Origin of the sequence: Bradyrhizobium sp. ISRA464 (assembly GCF_029910095.1) — a bacterium.
GTDB lineage: Bacteria > Pseudomonadota > Alphaproteobacteria > Rhizobiales > Xanthobacteraceae > Bradyrhizobium.
Genome location: NZ_CP094526.1, coordinates 5381189 through 5398730 on the forward strand (window position 1 = coordinate 5381189; position 17542 = coordinate 5398730).

The window sequence follows — 17542 nt, forward strand, 5'->3', positions numbered from 1 at the left end:
TGCCATGACTTGCCGGTTCTTCTAAGCGGAGGGCCGCTTATGGCCCATCGTGTCATCTCGCTGCGCTGCAGATTTAGGCCGAGGTGTTGAGCCGGCGATGCCGGCCCAGCCCCCTTGCCAAGTGTCACTGGCGCGAGTTGATTCGTAGGATCTGCGCGTTGTTCGCGGCGACAATCGTGCTGTTGGCGGTGCCGACTACCGCCTGGACGAACTGCAGGAACTTTGTCGTGTCGACGGTCGCGGCGTTTGCGGCAAACAACACGTCCTTGTCCCGCATTTCAAACTTGCTGGCGAGGAAGAAGCCGGACGGATCGCGGAAGTCGGCATTGTAGACCACGGGCACCAGCGGACCGGTGAACCTGGAGCAGTCGACGCCCAGTCGTTCCACCAGCTCGCGCGGCTCGCGCCGATAGACATAGACGCCCGCGGGTTCTGCCTGCGCATCAATCAGGCCACCAGCCTTGGCCATCGCCTGCGCCATGGTGATCTTCCACATATCGAATGGGAATTGGGCCTGCCCGCCGAAGTTTCCTCCGATCGTGAACGCGCCAAAGGCGAGGAAGACCTGCGGTTCGCGGTAGACATAGATCGTGTCGCCGGGATGGACCCAGACGTTGTTAGCCGGCTGATACACCAAGGCTCCGAACGGAACCGTGGCGCGCTTGCCGCCGCGCTCCAGCGTCACCCAACTCTCCCAGCCCGGCCCCGTCAGGCCGCCGGCGCGCGCGATCAGGTCAAGCACCCGCTCGCCGGCCGCATTCGCGGTCAAACGGGCCGGCGTTCTCACTTCACCCAGCACGCTGATAAGAGAAGTGTTTTGCGTGATCAAGGACACCACGACTTGCGGTTCAATGGCGCGGTTTCCGATTGCCTTCACGATATCGCGCTGGATGTCGGTCGGGGTACGGCCGTTGGCCTTCACTTGACCTGCGTAGGGAACTGTAATGTTCCCGTTCAAATCAACGTTCTGGTTTGGCAAGGCCACAAAGTTACCTGGCCGCACACCGGCCTCTGCCGGGATAAACAAGCCTCCGGCGGCGGCTTCGAAGATCGACACGGCCACCGTGTCTCCGATGCCAAATCTGATGCCTGGCGGTGGCCGACGATCGGGAAACGACCCCGCGATGGCTCCAGGGCCATATTCCTTCAGGATGTCGACAACGGTCGGTGTGAGCTTGACCAAGACGTAATCCGGCCCCGACCGCGTAATCTCGCTCTTGATGACGTGATCTTCCGGCCCGGACGATGGCATGATCGCGCATCCCGCGGAAGAAAGCAGAATGCCGAGCAAGACTCCCCATACTAAAACGCTACGCCTCACAACGCGTCCCCCCTCACTCCAGGCTACACTTCGTCAAATTCCCCAAGCCGCGTCAACGAAGCCCTAGGAGATGGTGAGAATAAGGAGATGATGTTGCAGCGCAGTTACAGGTAAGCGCGATTTTAAATGGGCAGCGACACTGTCTAATACAGGAGCGCTGCCCAATATTCGTTGTGTCGGCACGCAGGTACCAGGCAATGTGAATGCAAATGACTGCTCCCTTCAGCAGTTCCATGCGCGCGGTTCCACCGTGATACTGATCCCTCTGATGTTCCGATTGACGCAGGGCCGGAATGCGTCTGACACCAAATCGCCACGGTTACTGTCGCGTCGACGGCTTGAAATCAAACTCCGGCGGATCGAGATCCGCGCCTGCGGACCAAAATCGGCACAACGGCATTGCCGGTTGCTTGCAACAAAATTGAGCGGTGCAACCGATCATCTTTTGATACTAGTGCGACGTTGTTGGGCAAGACGTCCAGCACCGGCTCAAATGAAGGTTCCGTCATCATTGCCCATGATACGTCCAATACTGCTGTGCGCTGCTCTACTGGTTGTCGCTCATGGTTCCAGCCGGGCCGAGACGCCACGTCCGGGCATGATGAACTGCGCGTCCGGTGTCAGTCCCGAGCAGCGACAGCGGTGCGACGAGGAGGCCTTCAAGCAGGTTGAGGCCGGCAGCCAATCGACACAGCTCGATGGCGGCTGGCGATTGGTGAGAAGCAGAGACCCCGACGGCGGCACCGACGCCATTTCGGCGATGCATGTGGTCGATAGTGCCAGATCGGATGCGCGTCTTGCAGGCTTGAGCCTGCAATGCGGACGCGACGGGATCGACGTTGCGCTCATCGTCCTCGAGCCCTTGTCGCGCTCGGAGCGGCCGACCGTGATCTTGACGACGGGAGGAAAACGCGCGGAGTTCGAAGCGTCCGTGGTCCAGGGCGGTGCAGCGTTACGGCTGCCCGCGGATGCGTCGAAGCTTGCGGCCAGTGATTGGCAGAACGCCACTGAGCTCTCCGTCGAAATCGCGGCCAAGCCGAACGCGATCCTTGGTGCCGTGCCGATCAGTGGACTGCCGACGGCTCTCAGCTACCTGTCGCAAAATTGCCATGCCCGGTAGGTCGATGGCGGGAACCTCGTGGGTTCCCTGTGTGAAGAAGCGCTTCGAGCATCCTGCCGGCAAACGCCGAGCGTAAATTGCAATCTCGACAGGCAACGATTGGCCGCGTGTTGGCGTCGCGCATTCGTATATGCGATAGTTGGGACTGGCCGCCCTTGTCGCGGTGAAATCATTCCCGCCCCATTCCAGCCCAGCTTCGAAGTCTCGCATTTGTCGGTTGCCTCTTCCCTCCTGACCATACTGCTAGCCGCGGTTCCGACCTTGGTCATCGCAAACGGCGTTTTCGCGCAGCAAGCGATCGCACTTGTCGCCGCCGTCATGCTGGCCTTGGCGGTCAGGGGAGCCGACGCCGAACTCACATCGACCGCGCAGTTGCTCAAGCGATTTTCGGCCGCAATCCTGATCCCAGTTGTCTGGATAGTGGTCCAAATCCTGCCATTGCCGTTCTCGTCGTTGGTAAACCCAATCTGGTCGGCAACTTCGATCGCGCTGAACGCGCCATCGCTGCCGGTCCGCATCAGCCTTGATCCCGGCGCGACACTGCAAGGCCTGTTTGCTTATCTGGTCTACGTGTCGCTGGCGGTGTCGACTATCATCATCAGCAGGGATCGCCACAGGGCCGAAACGATCCTGTTCGTGTTGTGTGCAGTGACGACTTTCATGTCGCTCGAAGTCCTGCTCGGCCGGCTTGATTTTTTTGCCGCCATGACTCCGGCCGCAGACGCCCCAACGAGCCCGTTTCCCGCAGCAGCCGCGCTGGCCACGGTCGCCAACACCGCACTCGTTGCCCGGGCGTTCGAACGGCACCTGCACCGGCGGGACATCCGCGATCTGGCCTCGGTCCGGCTCTGGCTCGGGCTCCTTTCCGGTTCGTTCGGAATTGTCGTGGCGATCGCCGCGATGGCGACCCTCGCGCGAGGAGCGCTGCTGGCGGTCGCCGGACTGGGATTGACCGCGATCGTCTTCATTGCTGCGGTCCGCCGCCTCGGCTTTCGCTCGTGGCCATCCGCGGTCTTGTTTGCGATTCTCGTGGCGATCGTCGGCTCGCTCGCCGTGCCGCGCTTTCAGTCCGGCGGTTCGAGCCTGCTTGGATTGGTCAGGTTCGCTCCCGAAACAGTGGCATTGGCAGGTCACATGCTCTCCGATGCACCGTGGTTGGGAAACGGCGTCGGAACGTTTTCCGTGGCGTCGCGGACCTATCAGAACATTGACGCCGCGGCGCCGGCGGTCGCTCCTTCCACCGCGGTCCTAGTCGCGATCGAGTCCGGACGGCCTGCGCTCGTGATCCTCGCGGGCTTCGCCGCCCAACTGTTTTTCGCCATGTTTCGCGGCGCCGTTCGGCGAGGACGCGATTCCTTCTTCGCGTCGGCCGCGGCTGCCGGCGTTCTAGTTGTATTCTTCGAGGGCTTCCTTGACTCAAGCTTCTCGAGCCCCGCGGTCAGGATCGTCGTAGCCGTCATGATCGGATTGGGACTTGCACAATCTGCCGGCCGGACAAGCGGCCTCAAACGCTAGGCGACCACCTGCTCGCACCATAGTAGGATGGCTCTACGCTCACGTCTGACCTCTGGATCGGAAATGGCTTCATTGAGCAGGATTCGTATCCCTCTGATGGCGCTGGCGCTGGCCATCGGATTCCATGTCGTCGTCTCCGCCGTCACGGAGATGACGGCGCTCGAGCACGTGCCATTTCCGTCCGATGCCGCCAAGATCAGCTCGCCCTGGGCCGGGGACGTGCCTTCGCTTTCGGCAATGCTCTCACCTTTCGGATCGGAGCTGGAAAGCAACCACGCCTTGATCAGCGCGCTGCTGGCTCTCGAGGCCAGCCGGAAAAAGCAGACGACCGTACAGTCCGCCCAGTACACCAACGCCATCGGGCGGGTCAGGCGGACACTGTCGATTTCGCCTTACAATCCCGAGCTCTGGCTCGCGCTGGCACTGCTTCAGGCTCAACGCGATCCGCACGATCCTGTCGTGTTCGAGGCACTGAAGATGACCTATTTCACCGCTCCAAACGATACGCGGTTGGTGCCGGTGCGGCTCGACGTCGCAGGCCGTTTCGATATGCTTGCTGATCCGGACATCAAGGACCTTGCGCGGAGCGACATTCGGTTGATCATGACCCACCGGCCAGAGCTAAAGCCCGCGATCGTGTCGGCCTTTCGACGGGCGTCGGATCGCGGCAAGGCCTTCCTGCAAGAAGCCGTTCAGTCGATCGATCCGGCATTCGCGCAAACCCTACGTGGCTAAAAGTCGGGCACGACACAATCGCGAATTCGGAAAGCTGACAGACAACGCAAGACGCAGACGGGCTCATTGACCCATCTTGGCCACACTTCATCCAATTTTCCGTCGGCAGTATCGTTCCGGTTGCTCGTCCCGGCGCGAGCACTTAAGGTCTGATCGCGATCAGGGGAGCGGAAGCGATGTCACGATGCTATGTCGGTCTTGTTGTACTCGCCTCGACAGTGATCATTTCGGCCGCGCCGGCGTGCGCCGCCGACTATGCTGTCCATCCGCGGAAAGCGCGCTCCGCAGTGTCCGTCCTGCATATTGACCGTGGGCCGAGCCCTTATTGCGGCCCGCGATGCGGCTGCCCCGCTCCGGTTTATGTTCGGCACCGCTCGCTCGAGCAGGCCTATCCCTACACGTTCGATCCGCGCACCAAGAGCGACGAGCCGCATTATTACTATGGACGTAACCGCACTTACGTCCGCTACGTGAATCCGCGCAATCCCGATCTGGTGTTTCAATACTGAGCCGGATCCAACGGCGTGTGAATCGGTCGATGAGAGCGGCGCCATCGCCGGCGTCGCGGTCCTTCGCATTGGCATCCAGACGTAAGCGATTGCTGCATGATTGAGGCATTGAGGCGACGAGTGGCGATGGCCTACGGGCGCGATTGAGACCACTCCCAGGCCTGACGCGATATCCCGCGCTCCAATTCGTCCGAACGTTGGCCCAGCGGTCGGCTGTCGGACCATGCGGGCCATGATTCCGGAAAGCTCGAACCGCTTTGCGAGGACATGTAGCGCCCATACATCATGTGGTGCGCACGGCGCTTGCGCGAGCGCTGTGCACGCGTCGCGTAGCCGAGGACGAATCCGAGCAGGAAAGACGCCACCAAGATCAAAGCTGGAAGCATGTTTTATGTCCTGTGCAGATGGCGAATATTTTCATTTCTGGGCTATGACGTCATCATAATTCCCGCATCGCACGATCGTTCATCCCTCAAATCTTTGTGCAGGGCAGCACCGCGCGAATAATCAGTTCAGGAGAACAGCCACGTCGCAAACTCGCCCAATTTCGAACAGCCCGTACAACGTCCGAGCGGCACGTTACGAGCTCCACTCGTCAACTCGTTTCTGTCCTGCAAGGAGGCGACAACCTGGCGCAGCCACATATGCAGCCACATATATGGAGTGAACCGTGGGCGCGCTTGCACAGAATCCATAGTGAGACTATGCAGTTTATGATCCCATGCGGAACCCAGGCGCTTGTCGGGCATAACGCAACACGGTGACGATCGGAATCATGCCAAGCCAGGCTTGCTCTTTGCCCCTTTCAACGGCGCCTTGTGCCAGCTCGCAAGCGCCTGCGAGCACGTGTGTGCGAGTTTGACTTCGCACCGCACCAGAAGATCTGAGCATGTCCAATCCCACGACGTCTCGTCTGGACCGCTTCTGCCTGTGCTTCGGCCCCCCAACAAGCGCTTGCGAAGCTTGACTAGCGAAACCGCGTTCGCGGTTGGAACACATCGGAGCTAACATGTTCCGACCCTTTCGCGAGCGTCCCCGCCGTCAGATATTGTCACCACGCCGATCTCATCCGTCGAAGCACAAGCCAAGACTTCCGGATGGGGTACGCATCTACGCGATGACCGATATTCACGGTTGCGCTCATTTGTTGAAGCAGATGCTGCGGGTGATCGACGCCGACGTCGCGCGGAGCCGTCCGCGCTATGCCATCGAAGTGTATATGGGCGATTACGTCGACCGTGGCCCGGACTCACGAGCCACCCTCGATATCCTGGTCAACCGCAGCCGGCGGGGCAACACGGTCTTCCTGAAAGGAAACCACGAAGTGTTTCTCGGCAATGTCCTGCGCAATCCGTCGCTCCTGACCGAGTGGCTCCACGTCGGCGGGCTATACACGCTGATGTCCTACGGGTTGGCGCCCTCCTCCGCCCCAGGAGAAGAGGAGCGGCACGCTCTGGTACGAGATTTGGCGCGCGCGATGCCGCGCCAACATCTGGAGTTTCTCGACAAATTGCGCCTGACGTTCAGCTGCGGCGACTTCTTCTTCGTCCACGCCGGCGTCCGCCCAGGAGTGCCGCTTGCCGAGCAGCAGGAGACAGACCTGCTCTGGATCCGCGAGGAATTTCTGCAAAGCAAGCAGAACTTCGGCAAGTACATCGTGCACGGCCACACGCCCGTGCAAATGCCTGAGCTGCTGGACAACCGTGCCAATATCGACACTGGCGCGTTTGCGACCGGCAATCTCACTTTGCTGACGATTCAGGGCACCAGCATGCTCGCCGTCTAAGGCCCGCTCGCGGGAGCGCCCTCGACTGACAATAATCGGCGACGCGTAAACATCGCAACCCTCGCCGCCGCAGCAGCAGCATGGCGACTGGTCTCAATAGGCCTCCTGGTACATCAGCGCGGTCGCCGTCCGGATGATGATCCGGATGTCGAGCCAGATGCTCCAATTGCTCACATACCAGACGTCATACTCGACGCGCTTTTCCATCAGATCGATGGTCGGGGTTTCGCCGCGGAAGCCGTTGACCTGGGCCCATCCGGTCAGGCCGGGCTTCATGTGGTGCCGGTAGACGTATTTGCTGATCAGCTGGTCGTAGTAATTGTCGTGGGCCAGCGCGTGCGGACGCGGACCGACCAGGGACATCTCGCCGCGCAGCACGTTCCAGAGCTGCGGCAACTCGTCGATGCTGGTCTTGCGCAGGAAGCGTCCGACCCGCGTCACCCGCTTGTCCTGCTTGGTGGCCTGCGTGACGGTGGAGCCGTTCTCGGCTACGGTCATGCTGCGGAATTTCCAGATCTGGAATGGCTTGCCGTTGAAGCCGCGGCGCGACTGCCGGAAGATGATCGGACCGGGTGTATCGAGCTTGACGAGCAGCGCCGCCGTCAGGATCAGCGGCGCCAGCATCAGCAGGGCAAAGGACGCCAGTCCGATGTCGAGGCAGCGCTTCTGGACCCGCTCGAACACGGACAGCGGCGGCCGCTGGATCTCGATCGCCACGGTCCCGCTGACCGGCAGGAACGGCCGCGACACCAGATCGGCGATCGGAAAATCGGGCAGCAGGCGGATCGGCTGCGGAACCACCCGAAGATGCTGGCTCAGCTTCTGCAGCATCGGCAGCTCGTTCCAGTCGATCGCCACGAGATATTCGTCGACGTCAGCCGCACGCGACTGACGGATCACGTCGGCGATCTGCTGGCTCCAGGCCCGGTCGTCCTGCTCCGGACCCACGCTGAGCACGAAATGGCGCACGACGTCGAAACCGTGCTTGCGAAGATCCTTGAAACGGTTCGACGTGAAATCCAGCGAGCGCAGGCTGAGCATGATGACCTTGCGGTCGATCAGCCGCTCCTTGGCAAAGGACGACGACAGGCAGTAGCGCCAGATCACACGGTGCGCGACAAGCCCAAGCGCTCCGATCACCGTGAACAGGATGATCGTGCCGCGAGACAGGTTGGCCGTCGACTTCAAAAGGAACGCCGCGACGGCCAGTGTCGTCAGCGCGAACAGCCAGGTGAACAGGACCTTGCGCGATTGCCAGAGCGTATTCAGCAATCTGTGGTTGTCATAGGTGCCCTGAAAATAAGCGGCTACCACGAACACGATGCCGACAATCAGTCCGGCGCCGACCGAATTGTCCGGGTCGGTCGGCGAATTCATGAACGCACGATAGAGCGTGCTCGCAGCCATGTAGCTGAGCAGGATGAGAAGGAAGTCGCCGGCGATGACGAAAAGCTGAAACGGTCTCTGCAGCGAGGTCCCGCGGTTCGACGTCAGTATGTGGATTCCATCGGAGCCGTATGCTGTTGCAGACATCTCGAACCTCATCATCACTTCAACGGTCGCGCGCCGCGTGAAAGAAAATGGACAAAGCCAACAAACTTCGGTGGGAACGACTCGACCACCGCGAAACGATCTAGCGCCAAAAGCTTGCCTGGGAAGTTCGGGTTCGCGCGAAGCCAGCGGAAGTTGTTTAGCAAACGAAGCGATATTGTGGCGCCGCACTAGGAAAATCAATTTCGCTCTTCGCATTGCAAAAATGTGACGCGCACTTCGATCACAGCATGATGCATGAGCAATCAATTCGTGATGCGCGATTGTTCGGCGCGCAGGGAACTCATGCGTCATGAGTACTGCGCAATGAAGAGCGACTGATTGCACAGCTTGACATCATGCGATTGAGATTTCCCTGTGCAACGCACCGCTGCTCGCGACGAGCGCGTACGAAACAGGTTCGTTGATTCGTCTCTCCAGGCATGCAGTTCGTTCCGCACACCACTCTGATGTCACGACAATTCGACTGTGGCGCTTAAACCAATCTTAGCTCGCCGTCGTTAGGGACTGTGGCGTCGAGGAGTAACGAGTGTGACCACATTGGCGATCTGCTGTACTTTGTTCGGTGTGGCACTGGGTGTCCGATTCAGGTTCTTCGTTCTCGTGCCGATGCTGTTGCTGGGCGCGCTCCTCGCCGTCGTGCTGTCGGTTGCACAGGAACTGACCTTCGGTCAGGCACTAACCATCACCGCCGTGTTCGCCGGCTGCCTGCAGTTCGGATATTTGATCAGCGCCCTGCTCAGGCACATGGTCGGCCCCGCGATGGTTATCGACCGAAAGGAACCGCTGCCGGTGCGGAGTTCCGCTGAGCGCCGAATCTGACCCCACCGAAACGCAGCGAAAGCTGACGCAATCCTGGCACAAAGGCGGTGGCCGCCTGATGTCGACAGTCGGGAACTCGCGTTGCCAATGCATCTTGGTTCAGAGCTGGTGGGAAGGAGTTCCAGCCGGAACCGGTTCCAATGCTGGAATCAGACTTGCTTACGGTATAGGCGATCGAAAGCCATCGCCGCCTCTCGGTTCCTCATGGTCGATGGTCGCAGTGGCCCCGGTTACGCGGCGCGCGTGAGCAGACCAGGGCTCCCGAGCGTCGAGCTTCAGACGCGATAATAGTCGCGAAACCAGGCGACGAACGTCTCGATCCCCTGCTCGATCGCCACCCGCGGCCGGAAGCCGACGTCGCGCATGAGGTCATCGACGTCGGCAAAAGTCTCGAGCACATCGCCCGGCTGCATCGGCAGCAGGTTCTTTTGCGCAACACGACCGAACCCCTTCTCGAGCAGCGCGACCACATGCATCAGGTCTTCCGGCTTGCTGTTACCGACATTGTAGATGCGCCACGGCGCCCTGCTCGTGCCCGGATTCGGCGTTGCGTCGGACCAGTTCGGATCGCCTTGCGGCACGCGATCGACGATCCGGGCGATCGCCTCGACGACATCATCGATATGGGTGAAGTCGCGCCGCATCTTGCCGTGATTGAACAGGTTGATCGGCTCACCGGTGGTGATTGCCTTGGCGAACAGATAGAGCGCCATGTCGGGCCGGTACCACGGTCCATAGACCGTGAAGAGACGAAGGCCGGTCGCCGGAAGGCCATAGAGGTGGCTGTAGGAATGGGCCAGCAACTCGTTGGCCTTCTTGGTCGCCGCATAAAGGCTCACCGGATGGTCGACATTGTCGTGCACCGAGAACGGCAGCTTGGTGTTGGCGCCATAGACCGACGATGACGATGCGAACACGAGATGCCGGCAGTCGTTCCGGCGGCACCCCTCCAGCACGTTGACGAAGCCTTCCAGATTGGAATCGGCGTAAGCATGGGGATTTTGCAGTGAGTACCGCACGCCGGCCTGGGCGGCGAGGTGCACCACAGCCGGAAAGCGATATTGCGCAAACAACGCCTGCATTCCCGCCCGATCGGCCAGGTCGAGCTTCTGGAAGGTGAAGTTGGGACGCGCCCTCAGGCGGTCGAGCCGCGCCAGCTTGAGCGCCGGATCGTAATAGTCGTTGAGATTGTCGATGCCGACAACCGCCCTGCCCTCGTCCAGCAGGCGCTGCGCGAGATGAAAGCCGATAAAGCCCGCACAACCTGTCACTAGCAAACTGGCCACAATCCGCTTCCCACCAATGCTGCCGGAGGGCGTCGCGCCCGATGAAATCGCTTCAGGTCAAACGGGCTACGCGCCTCAAGAGCACGATCTTCACCGGATTCCATCCGGATTTGCCCAAACGGGCGTTATTCCTACCGATATTGAGTGGAGGATCAAGCATCAAGGGCGGCGCCCGGGAGCCGGACTGTCGCGTCACCGCGGAAAATGCGCCGTCTTGCCGTGCTGGCGGGGCTAGCCGGCGACAGACACCTTGTAGTTGGGAAAGCGGCTCAGCACCGCGGCTTTCATGAACTTGAAATGAGCGATCTCGGCGGAGAGTTCCTTCAGCCGGCGCTGCCCATTGGCGATCTCGGCGGCGAACAGGTCCTGGTGATGGTTGTCGAGTTCCTCGCGCTCCAGGTATTCGTCGGTGCCGTTGCCGAACGTCACGGCGGCACGTGCCAGCACGTCGTCGACCCGGCGGCTCAGGCCGGATTGTTCGCTTTCGGCCGCATGCAGTGCGGCCTCGATCGCCGCCATGATTGAATCGATCCGGGCCCGGTCGGTCTCGGCATCGCGTTCTGGCGAGCGCGCCCTGAAGCCGTCGTCGCCCAGGCGGCCCTTGATGTAGTTTTGCGCTCGAGAGCGCAAGAACAGCTGAAACATCCGCGTTTGTCCGATTCAGGCGCAATCAGGAGACGATCATACCCAAAATCGCCTCGCCTTAGTTAAGAAAAGGTAAATCCTTTTTGCGCGCCATACGCGTATTCTCAATCCATTTCAACCATGCACGATCGTGCTTGCGGTACAGTTCGAGCCAACGCCGCGCCGGCCCGCTGGCCGGGCGGCTCCCCGCGTCCCAAACCACATGCCCGGCATCGTGCAAGCTCGACTGGTGATCAAGCCGCTCGAACTCGAAGGTTTCCTCGAAGGTGAGGCCGATCAGCACGCGCCGGCCGTTGCCGTCGATGAAGTAGCGCCGTGGCGCATTGTTCCCGAGGTCAGTCATTCCATGTGAGCTCGTTTGCGATCGAGCAGCAGATCCAGCCGCGAGCCGCTCTCGAACCGATCCCGATGAACGTAGCAACGCCGATCACGGACACCCACAGGACGACCAACCGGCGCAACGCGCCTGCTCCTCGACCAGACCAACCGATCGGCCTTGATCTCGCTGCAAGAACCACGCGACCGCAATGACACGCGCCGTCGCTGGTGTCCAAGCGACGCTTGCTCGCGATCGTCGTCACACCAAACGCGAACCTGCGGCGGCGCGACCATCAACATGGCTAGAATGCCCGCCGAGCATGACCGAATGTTGTGCAGGGTTGTCTCGATCTATCCGGCGTGTGTGGCAGCATGCGTCGCTTGTGCGATCGCCAGGCGCGCATCCCGTATCCGGCGAAGAAGCCTGCGAAGAACGTCGTCAACAAGATCAGACCACCGAGCATGTCCGTCTTCCCAATTCATCCGCTGCGTATCTACAGTCCGAAGTTGTGACCACATCATGGTTCAGCGCGCCGAAAGATTGTTCATCCGCTGATTTTTTTGTGCGGCCCAACGATGCAGAACCAGCGCAAATTTCAGGAACATCGTGCTCAGCAGATAGATCCATCCCGTCATAGCAAGCAGAACCAATCCGACAAAGACGCCGGAAAGACTTCTTTCTTTCAACTGCGTCAGCAGAGGAAATTTGAATCGATAAAGCATGTATAAGCTCGCCCCGTAGTCGCCGCACAGACGTACTCGGTAAATTCGATAATCTCATGACGCAGCGTCGTGAGATCGCCTGGCAGCGTGCACATGCGAGCGATCGCGCATTCACAATCGCGCGCTCGACTGATCGAGCAACGAACTGCACATCGTGTCCGTCGCGAGCCGATCGATCGCGCAGCACTATTTTCGCTTCGCGACATTTTGCGAGTGAGATCAGCTTGGCGAAGAACCTTTCGCAGGACGCGATAGCAGTCGAGGCGGCACGCCTGTCGGGCGGGTAGAAGCTCCCGCAAGTCCCTGCACCGACGCGGCAAATTTGCCCAACTGCCCCGTACCGCGGATAAAATCTGTGCTAGAGCTTGGCTGGGGCAACCCTTGGATCTGGCGGGCAGAGGTGCGATGAAGGGGATAATTCTGGCGGGTGGGACCGGGACACGGCTTTACCCGGTGACGACGGTGGTCTCCAAGCAGCTATTGCCGGTCTTTGACAAGCCGATGATCTACTATCCCTTGTCGACGCTGATGCTCGCAGGCATCAAGGATATCCTGATCATCACGACGCCGGATGATCAGCACCTGTTTCGGCGGCTGCTCGGCGAAGGCGGCGAGATCGGACTCAAATTCTCCTACGCGGTCCAACAGCATCCACGCGGTCTGGCCGACGCCTTCCTGGTCGGACGCGATTTCATCGGCAGCGACAACGTCGCGCTGATCCTGGGAGATAATATCTTCTACGGTCATGGGTTGGCCGACAAATTGAAGCGGGCCGGCGGCAGGCCCAAGGGCGCGACAATCTTCGGCTACACGGTCGGCTCGCCGCAGAGCTATGGCGTGGTCGAGCTCGATGCCCTCGGACGGCCGGTCTCGATCGAGGAAAAACCTGCACAACCGAAATCGGATATCGCGGTGACCGGACTCTATTTCTACGACAATGCGGTCCTCGACATCGCGGCCTCGATGAAGCCGTCGGCGCGGGGCGAGCTCGAGATCACCGACGTCAATCGCGTCTACATGGAGCGCGGCGAACTTGCGGTCGAGATGCTTCACCGCGGCTTCGCCTGGCTCGATACCGGCACGCATTCGTCGCTGGTCGAGGCCAGCCATTTCGTGCAGATTCTCGAACAGCGGCAGGGCTTGCGGATCGCGTGCATCGAAGAGATCGCGCTGCGGATGGGATACATCACGCTCGACCAGTTCCACAGCCTCGCGCAGAGATCGGCCAGGAGCAGTTACGGCGAATATCTGCTCTCGGTCTATCACAGCTTCGCAAGATCGAAGCGTTAGCCACCATACGTGTCAAGCATGAGTCAGAACCGATCAACGATCTTCGTAACGGGGGGAGCCGGCTTCATCGGCTCAGCCGTCATCAGACATTTGCTCGACACCACCGATGTCTCGATCGTCAACATCGACAAGCTGACCTATGCGTCGAGCCTGGCTTCGATTCCGCAAGCGGTCGCGCAATCGGCCCGCTATGCGCTTGCGAGGACCGACATCTGCGACGGCGACGCACTGCGCGCGTTGTTCACGCAGTACGAGCCGCACGGCGTGATCCATCTGGCGGCCGAGAGCCACGTCGACCGCTCGATCGACGGCCCGCAGGACTTCATCCGGACCAACATCAACGGCACATTCTCGCTGCTGCAGGAGACATTGCGCCATTGGCGCGTGTTGACGCCGCGGGAGCGCAAGTCGTTCCGCCTGCTCCACGTCTCGACCGACGAGGTGTTCGGCTCGCTCGGCCCGGACGGTGCCTTCACCGAGCGGAGCCCCTACGCGCCGAACTCGCCCTACTCCGCCAGCAAGGCCGCCTCCGATCATCTGGTCCGCGCCTGGTGCGAAACCTACGAACTGCCCTGCCTGATCTCGAACTGCTCGAACAATTACGGGCCGTATCAGTTTCCGGAGAAACTGATCCCGCACATGATCATCAAGGCGCTCGCCGGGGAGCCCCTTCCGGTCTATGGCGACGGCCGCAATGTTCGCGACTGGCTCTATGTCGAGGACCATGCGCGCGCGCTGCACACGATCCTCCAGCATGGAAAGGTCGGTGAGACCTATAATGTTGGCGGTCGCAACGAACGGACCAATCTCGAAGTCGTCGAACACCTCTGCCTGCTGCTCGATCGGTTGCAGCCGTCCAATCACGGTGACCGGAAGCAGTTGATTTCGTTCGTGGCCGATCGTCCCGGCCATGACCGCCGTTACGCGATCGACGCTTCGAAGCTGGAACGCGAGCTTGGCTGGACCGCGCGGGAGAACTTCGACAGCGGGCTCGACAAGACCGTTCGCTGGTATCTCGCCAACAAGTCATGGTGGCAGTCGATTCAGAACTCCGGCTACGATGCCAAGCGGCTCGGACTTTCCGTTCCGGCGTCGCAAGATACGAAAGGCGTCAACTAGGCTCGCTGCCGCCTTTAGCCTACATCGCGGGCGTGGATGCTCACCAAGCCCAAATTAGCCGCACTTGTGCATGCGACCTCGCGCAATCGCGAACGGCGGCGCGCGCAGACGTGCAAAAAGTTCCAATTTCATATCCTCGCGGCCACGGAATAAAGAAACCTTAACTTTGACACGTTCTTCGCATTCTTCCTGTCACGGGGCGCTTAGCGATCGAGACGTTGGGCTTGGTTGAGGAATCAACATACGTCGGTTCGAGGAAGCAGAGCGCCTGGCAAGTTGGCCGCGCTCTCCACTCCCCTCGATCAGCCGTAGCAATGTAGGGAAAAGCCATGCCTTACAATCTGGCCGAACGGATCCTGGTGACTGGCGGCTCGGGGTTTCTCGGCTCGCACCTCTGCGAACGTCTGCTTGCAAACGGCGCAGAAGTCCTTTGCGTGGACAATTTCTTCACCGGAACGCGAGGCAACGTCGAGCATCTTCTCCATCATCACCGCTTCGAACTGCTGCGCCATGACGTGACGTTCCCGCTCTATGTTGAAGTCGATCAGATCTACAATCTGGCCTGTCCGGCTTCGCCTGTGCATTACCAGCACGACCCGGTCCAGACCACGAAGACCAGCGTGATCGGCGCCATCAACATGCTCGGGCTGGCCAAGCGGCTCAAAGTGAAGATCCTGCAGGCCTCGACCTCCGAGATCTATGGCGATCCCACAGTGCATCCTCAAGGCGAAGAGTATTGGGGCAACGTCAACCCGATCGGGCCCCGCTCATGCTATGATGAAGGAAAACGCTGCGCCGAAACTCTGTTCTTCGACTATCGACGCCAGCATGGAATGCCTATCAAGGTTGCGCGCATCTTCAATACCTATGGACCGCACATGCATCCGAATGACGGTCGCGTGGTCTCGAATTTCATCGTCCAGGCACTCCGCGGGCACGACATCACCATTTACGGCGACGGCTTGCAGACCCGAGCATTCTGCTACGTCGACGATCTGATCGATGGCCTCATGCGTCTGATGCAGTCACCTGCAGAGATCACAGGGCCGTTGAATCTCGGTAATCCCAATGAGATTACGATGCGCGAGCTTGCCGAATTGACCATCGAATTGACCGGCTCTCGCTCGAAGATCGTCCACCGCCCGCTCCCGCAGGACGATCCGCGGCAACGCCAGCCTGACATTTCGCGCGCCAATGCCATGCTCGGGTGGGCGCCGCGGACCCCACTCCGGCAGGGCCTCGCACGAACAATTACCTACTTTGAGGGAATGCTCACGGATTCTGCCGACCGGATCTCTCACATTCCCTCGGCGAGTCCGCATGCGCAGAAGCTCGGGCTTACGGTCCCGGCGACCTGAGATGTCCGGCGCCTCGACCAGGCACGCCGGCCGAGGGCCAACCGATCCGACGATGCGGCGCAGCCAAGGGCGCTACACGCGGAAGAAAACGAACCAGACGACACCGAGGATCAAGACCGCGAGGCCGGTCGAGGCCGTGAGCAGCGCAAGGACCGAGGGGCCCGGCTCAGCCTGACGCGCTTCGGTCGGGGTTTCGACAATCCGACCGTGTCGTTCTGTTGCCATGGCGACCTCTCTGCTTAAATGCCTGTAATTTCCGGCGATTGTCCCTCGTCATACAGCCAACGCCCGATGCGGAGCGATGTTCCGGGCTCACTGTGGCCGCGGAATCCGGCTCGTGCCGGGCGTCAAACCGACGCAGGCTGAAACCACGGTTAACGCCGTTGCGAGATTCGCCGGGGCGCGATGTTTCAAACCGGGGTTCCCGGTGTTATCCTGCATCGGTTGCGTAATCGGAGTTTCCCATGGCCCCCCGCGCCAATTGGAAAGGCTTCCTGCGCCTTTCGCTTGTGACCTGCCCGGTTGCCCTGTACCCGGCGACGTCGGACACTGAAAAGGTCTCCTTCAACCAGATCAACCGCAAGACCGGCCACCGGATCAAATACGCCAAGGTCGATGCGGAGACCGGTGAGGAAGTGGCCTCCGAAGACATCATGAAGGGCTACAAGGTCGACACCGACACCTATATCGAGATCACCAAGGAAGAGCTCGACGACATCGCGCTCGAGTCGACCCGCACCATCGAGATCGATGAGTTCGTGCCGCGGGCCGAGATCGACAGCCGCTATCTGATCCGTCCCTATTATCTTGTCCCCGACGGCAAGGTCGGCCATGACGCCTTCGCGGTGATCCGCGAAACCATCCGCAGCCTGAACAAGGTTGCGATCGGCCGCGTGGTGTTGACCAACCGCGAGCACATCATTGCGCTGGAGCCGCTCGACAACGGGCTGATGGGCACGCTGTTGCGCTATCCTTACGAGGTGCGCAGCGAGAAGGAATTTTTCGACGACATCCAGGACGTGAAGATCACCAAGGACATGCTCGACCTCGCCAAGCATATCGTCGAGCAGAAGTCCGCCGACTTCGATCCGGAAGAGTTCGACGATCGCTACGAGCAGGCGTTAATCGAGCTGATCAACCAGAAGCGCAACGGCATCAAGATCGCCAAGCCCGCACCGAAGTCGGGCGGCAACGTCATCAACCTGATGGACGCGCTGAAGAAGAGCCTTGCCAGCGAGAAGCAGGCCCCGCCGGCTACCAAAGCAAAGGGCAAGAAGCCGAAGAAGCGGATCGAGGGCCAGCGCGAGATGCTGCTGCCGATCTCGGGCAGCGGCAAGCGCGAGCCCAAGGAGGTCGCCAAGCCGGAGCCAAAGAAGGCGGAGAAGCCGGTGCGCGCGCAAGGCTCTGCGCGCTCGAAGAAGGCCTGCTGATCGGGCGTTCGCGG

Annotated in this window: 17 protein-coding genes; 10 read left to right on the forward strand and 7 right to left on the reverse strand. The window is 60.5% G+C overall.

From position 1 onward, the window contains the following. Window positions 1–124: 124 nt before the first annotated feature. The gene (locus MTX19_RS25190) at window positions 125–1291 is read right to left on the reverse strand and encodes a polysaccharide biosynthesis/export family protein (protein ID WP_280979803.1); all 1167 of its coding nucleotides are present in this window, start codon (window positions 1289–1291) and stop codon (window positions 125–127) included. 523 nt (window positions 1292–1814) lie between these two features. Between MTX19_RS25190 and MTX19_RS25195 the strand changes: the two genes are divergently transcribed. The 5 genes from MTX19_RS25195 to MTX19_RS25215 all read left to right on the forward strand — a co-directional run bounded on the left by MTX19_RS25195 (window position 1815) and on the right by MTX19_RS25215 (window position 6986). After that, on the forward strand, window positions 1815–2441 hold the full coding sequence (locus MTX19_RS25195) for a hypothetical protein (protein ID WP_280985516.1): 627 nt from the start codon (window positions 1815–1817) through the stop codon (window positions 2439–2441). Window positions 2442–2702: 261 nt separating this feature from the next. After that, on the forward strand, window positions 2703–3956 hold the full coding sequence (locus MTX19_RS25200; RefSeq protein ID WP_280985517.1) for a hypothetical protein: 1254 nt from the start codon (window positions 2703–2705) through the stop codon (window positions 3954–3956). 96 nt (window positions 3957–4052) lie between these two features. Beyond that, window positions 4053–4691 (forward strand): hypothetical protein, encoded by a 639-nt coding sequence (locus MTX19_RS25205; RefSeq protein WP_280985518.1) that lies wholly within the window; start codon window positions 4053–4055, stop codon window positions 4689–4691. A gap of 176 nt (window positions 4692–4867) precedes the next feature. Next, window positions 4868–5200, forward strand: coding sequence for a hypothetical protein (locus MTX19_RS25210; protein ID WP_280979808.1), 333 nt, complete (start codon window positions 4868–4870; stop codon window positions 5198–5200). Between the two features lie 1117 nt (window positions 5201–6317). Further along, the gene (locus MTX19_RS25215; protein ID WP_280979809.1) at window positions 6318–6986 is read left to right on the forward strand and encodes a metallophosphoesterase; all 669 of its coding nucleotides are present in this window, start codon (window positions 6318–6320) and stop codon (window positions 6984–6986) included. Between the two features lie 93 nt (window positions 6987–7079). Here the strand turns inward: MTX19_RS25215 and MTX19_RS25220 are convergent, their stop codons facing one another. Continuing rightward, window positions 7080–8519: an undecaprenyl-phosphate glucose phosphotransferase gene (locus MTX19_RS25220; protein ID WP_280979810.1), complete on the reverse strand. Its 1440-nt coding sequence runs from the start codon at window positions 8517–8519 to the stop codon at window positions 7080–7082. A 549-nt stretch (window positions 8520–9068) separates the two neighbouring features. Between MTX19_RS25220 and MTX19_RS25225 the strand changes: the two genes are divergently transcribed. After that, entirely contained in the window at window positions 9069–9359 is a 291-nt protein-coding gene (locus MTX19_RS25225) for a hypothetical protein (protein ID WP_280979811.1), read from the forward strand. Between the two features lie 275 nt (window positions 9360–9634). Here MTX19_RS25225 and MTX19_RS25230 read toward each other — a convergent pair whose 3' ends face one another. The 4 genes from MTX19_RS25230 to MTX19_RS25245 all read right to left on the reverse strand — a co-directional run bounded on the left by MTX19_RS25230 (window position 9635) and on the right by MTX19_RS25245 (window position 12331). Further along, window positions 9635–10645: an NAD-dependent epimerase gene (locus tag MTX19_RS25230; protein ID WP_280979812.1), complete on the reverse strand. Its 1011-nt coding sequence runs from the start codon at window positions 10643–10645 to the stop codon at window positions 9635–9637. A 231-nt stretch (window positions 10646–10876) separates the two neighbouring features. Continuing rightward, entirely contained in the window at window positions 10877–11290 is a 414-nt protein-coding gene (locus tag MTX19_RS25235) for a hypothetical protein (RefSeq protein WP_280979813.1), read from the reverse strand. A 58-nt stretch (window positions 11291–11348) separates the two neighbouring features. Continuing rightward, window positions 11349–11633 (reverse strand): hypothetical protein, encoded by a 285-nt coding sequence (locus MTX19_RS25240; protein ID WP_280979814.1) that lies wholly within the window; start codon window positions 11631–11633, stop codon window positions 11349–11351. A 500-nt stretch (window positions 11634–12133) separates the two neighbouring features. After that, a complete protein-coding gene (locus tag MTX19_RS25245; protein ID WP_280979815.1) occupies window positions 12134–12331 on the reverse strand; it encodes a hypothetical protein in 198 nt (65 codons plus the stop codon). Between the two features lie 405 nt (window positions 12332–12736). Between MTX19_RS25245 and rfbA the strand changes: the two genes are divergently transcribed. The 3 genes from rfbA to MTX19_RS25260 all read left to right on the forward strand — a co-directional run bounded on the left by rfbA (window position 12737) and on the right by MTX19_RS25260 (window position 16098). After that, on the forward strand, window positions 12737–13621 hold the full coding sequence (rfbA, locus tag MTX19_RS25250; RefSeq protein ID WP_280985519.1) for a glucose-1-phosphate thymidylyltransferase RfbA: 885 nt from the start codon (window positions 12737–12739) through the stop codon (window positions 13619–13621). Between the two features lie 18 nt (window positions 13622–13639). Next, entirely contained in the window at window positions 13640–14740 is a 1101-nt protein-coding gene (gene rfbB / locus MTX19_RS25255; RefSeq protein ID WP_280985520.1) for a dTDP-glucose 4,6-dehydratase, read from the forward strand. Window positions 14741–15069: 329 nt separating this feature from the next. Continuing rightward, window positions 15070–16098, forward strand: a complete 1029-nt coding sequence (locus tag MTX19_RS25260; RefSeq protein WP_280979817.1) for a UDP-glucuronic acid decarboxylase family protein — start codon at window positions 15070–15072, stop codon at window positions 16096–16098. A gap of 72 nt (window positions 16099–16170) precedes the next feature. Here MTX19_RS25260 and MTX19_RS25265 read toward each other — a convergent pair whose 3' ends face one another. Beyond that, a complete protein-coding gene (locus tag MTX19_RS25265) occupies window positions 16171–16323 on the reverse strand; it encodes a hypothetical protein (RefSeq protein WP_280972492.1) in 153 nt (50 codons plus the stop codon). A gap of 239 nt (window positions 16324–16562) precedes the next feature. On the opposite strand from MTX19_RS25265, the gene MTX19_RS25270 reads away from it, so the two are divergent. After that, window positions 16563–17528: a Ku protein gene (locus MTX19_RS25270; RefSeq protein WP_280979818.1), complete on the forward strand. Its 966-nt coding sequence runs from the start codon at window positions 16563–16565 to the stop codon at window positions 17526–17528. Window positions 17529–17542: the final 14 nt, after the last annotated feature.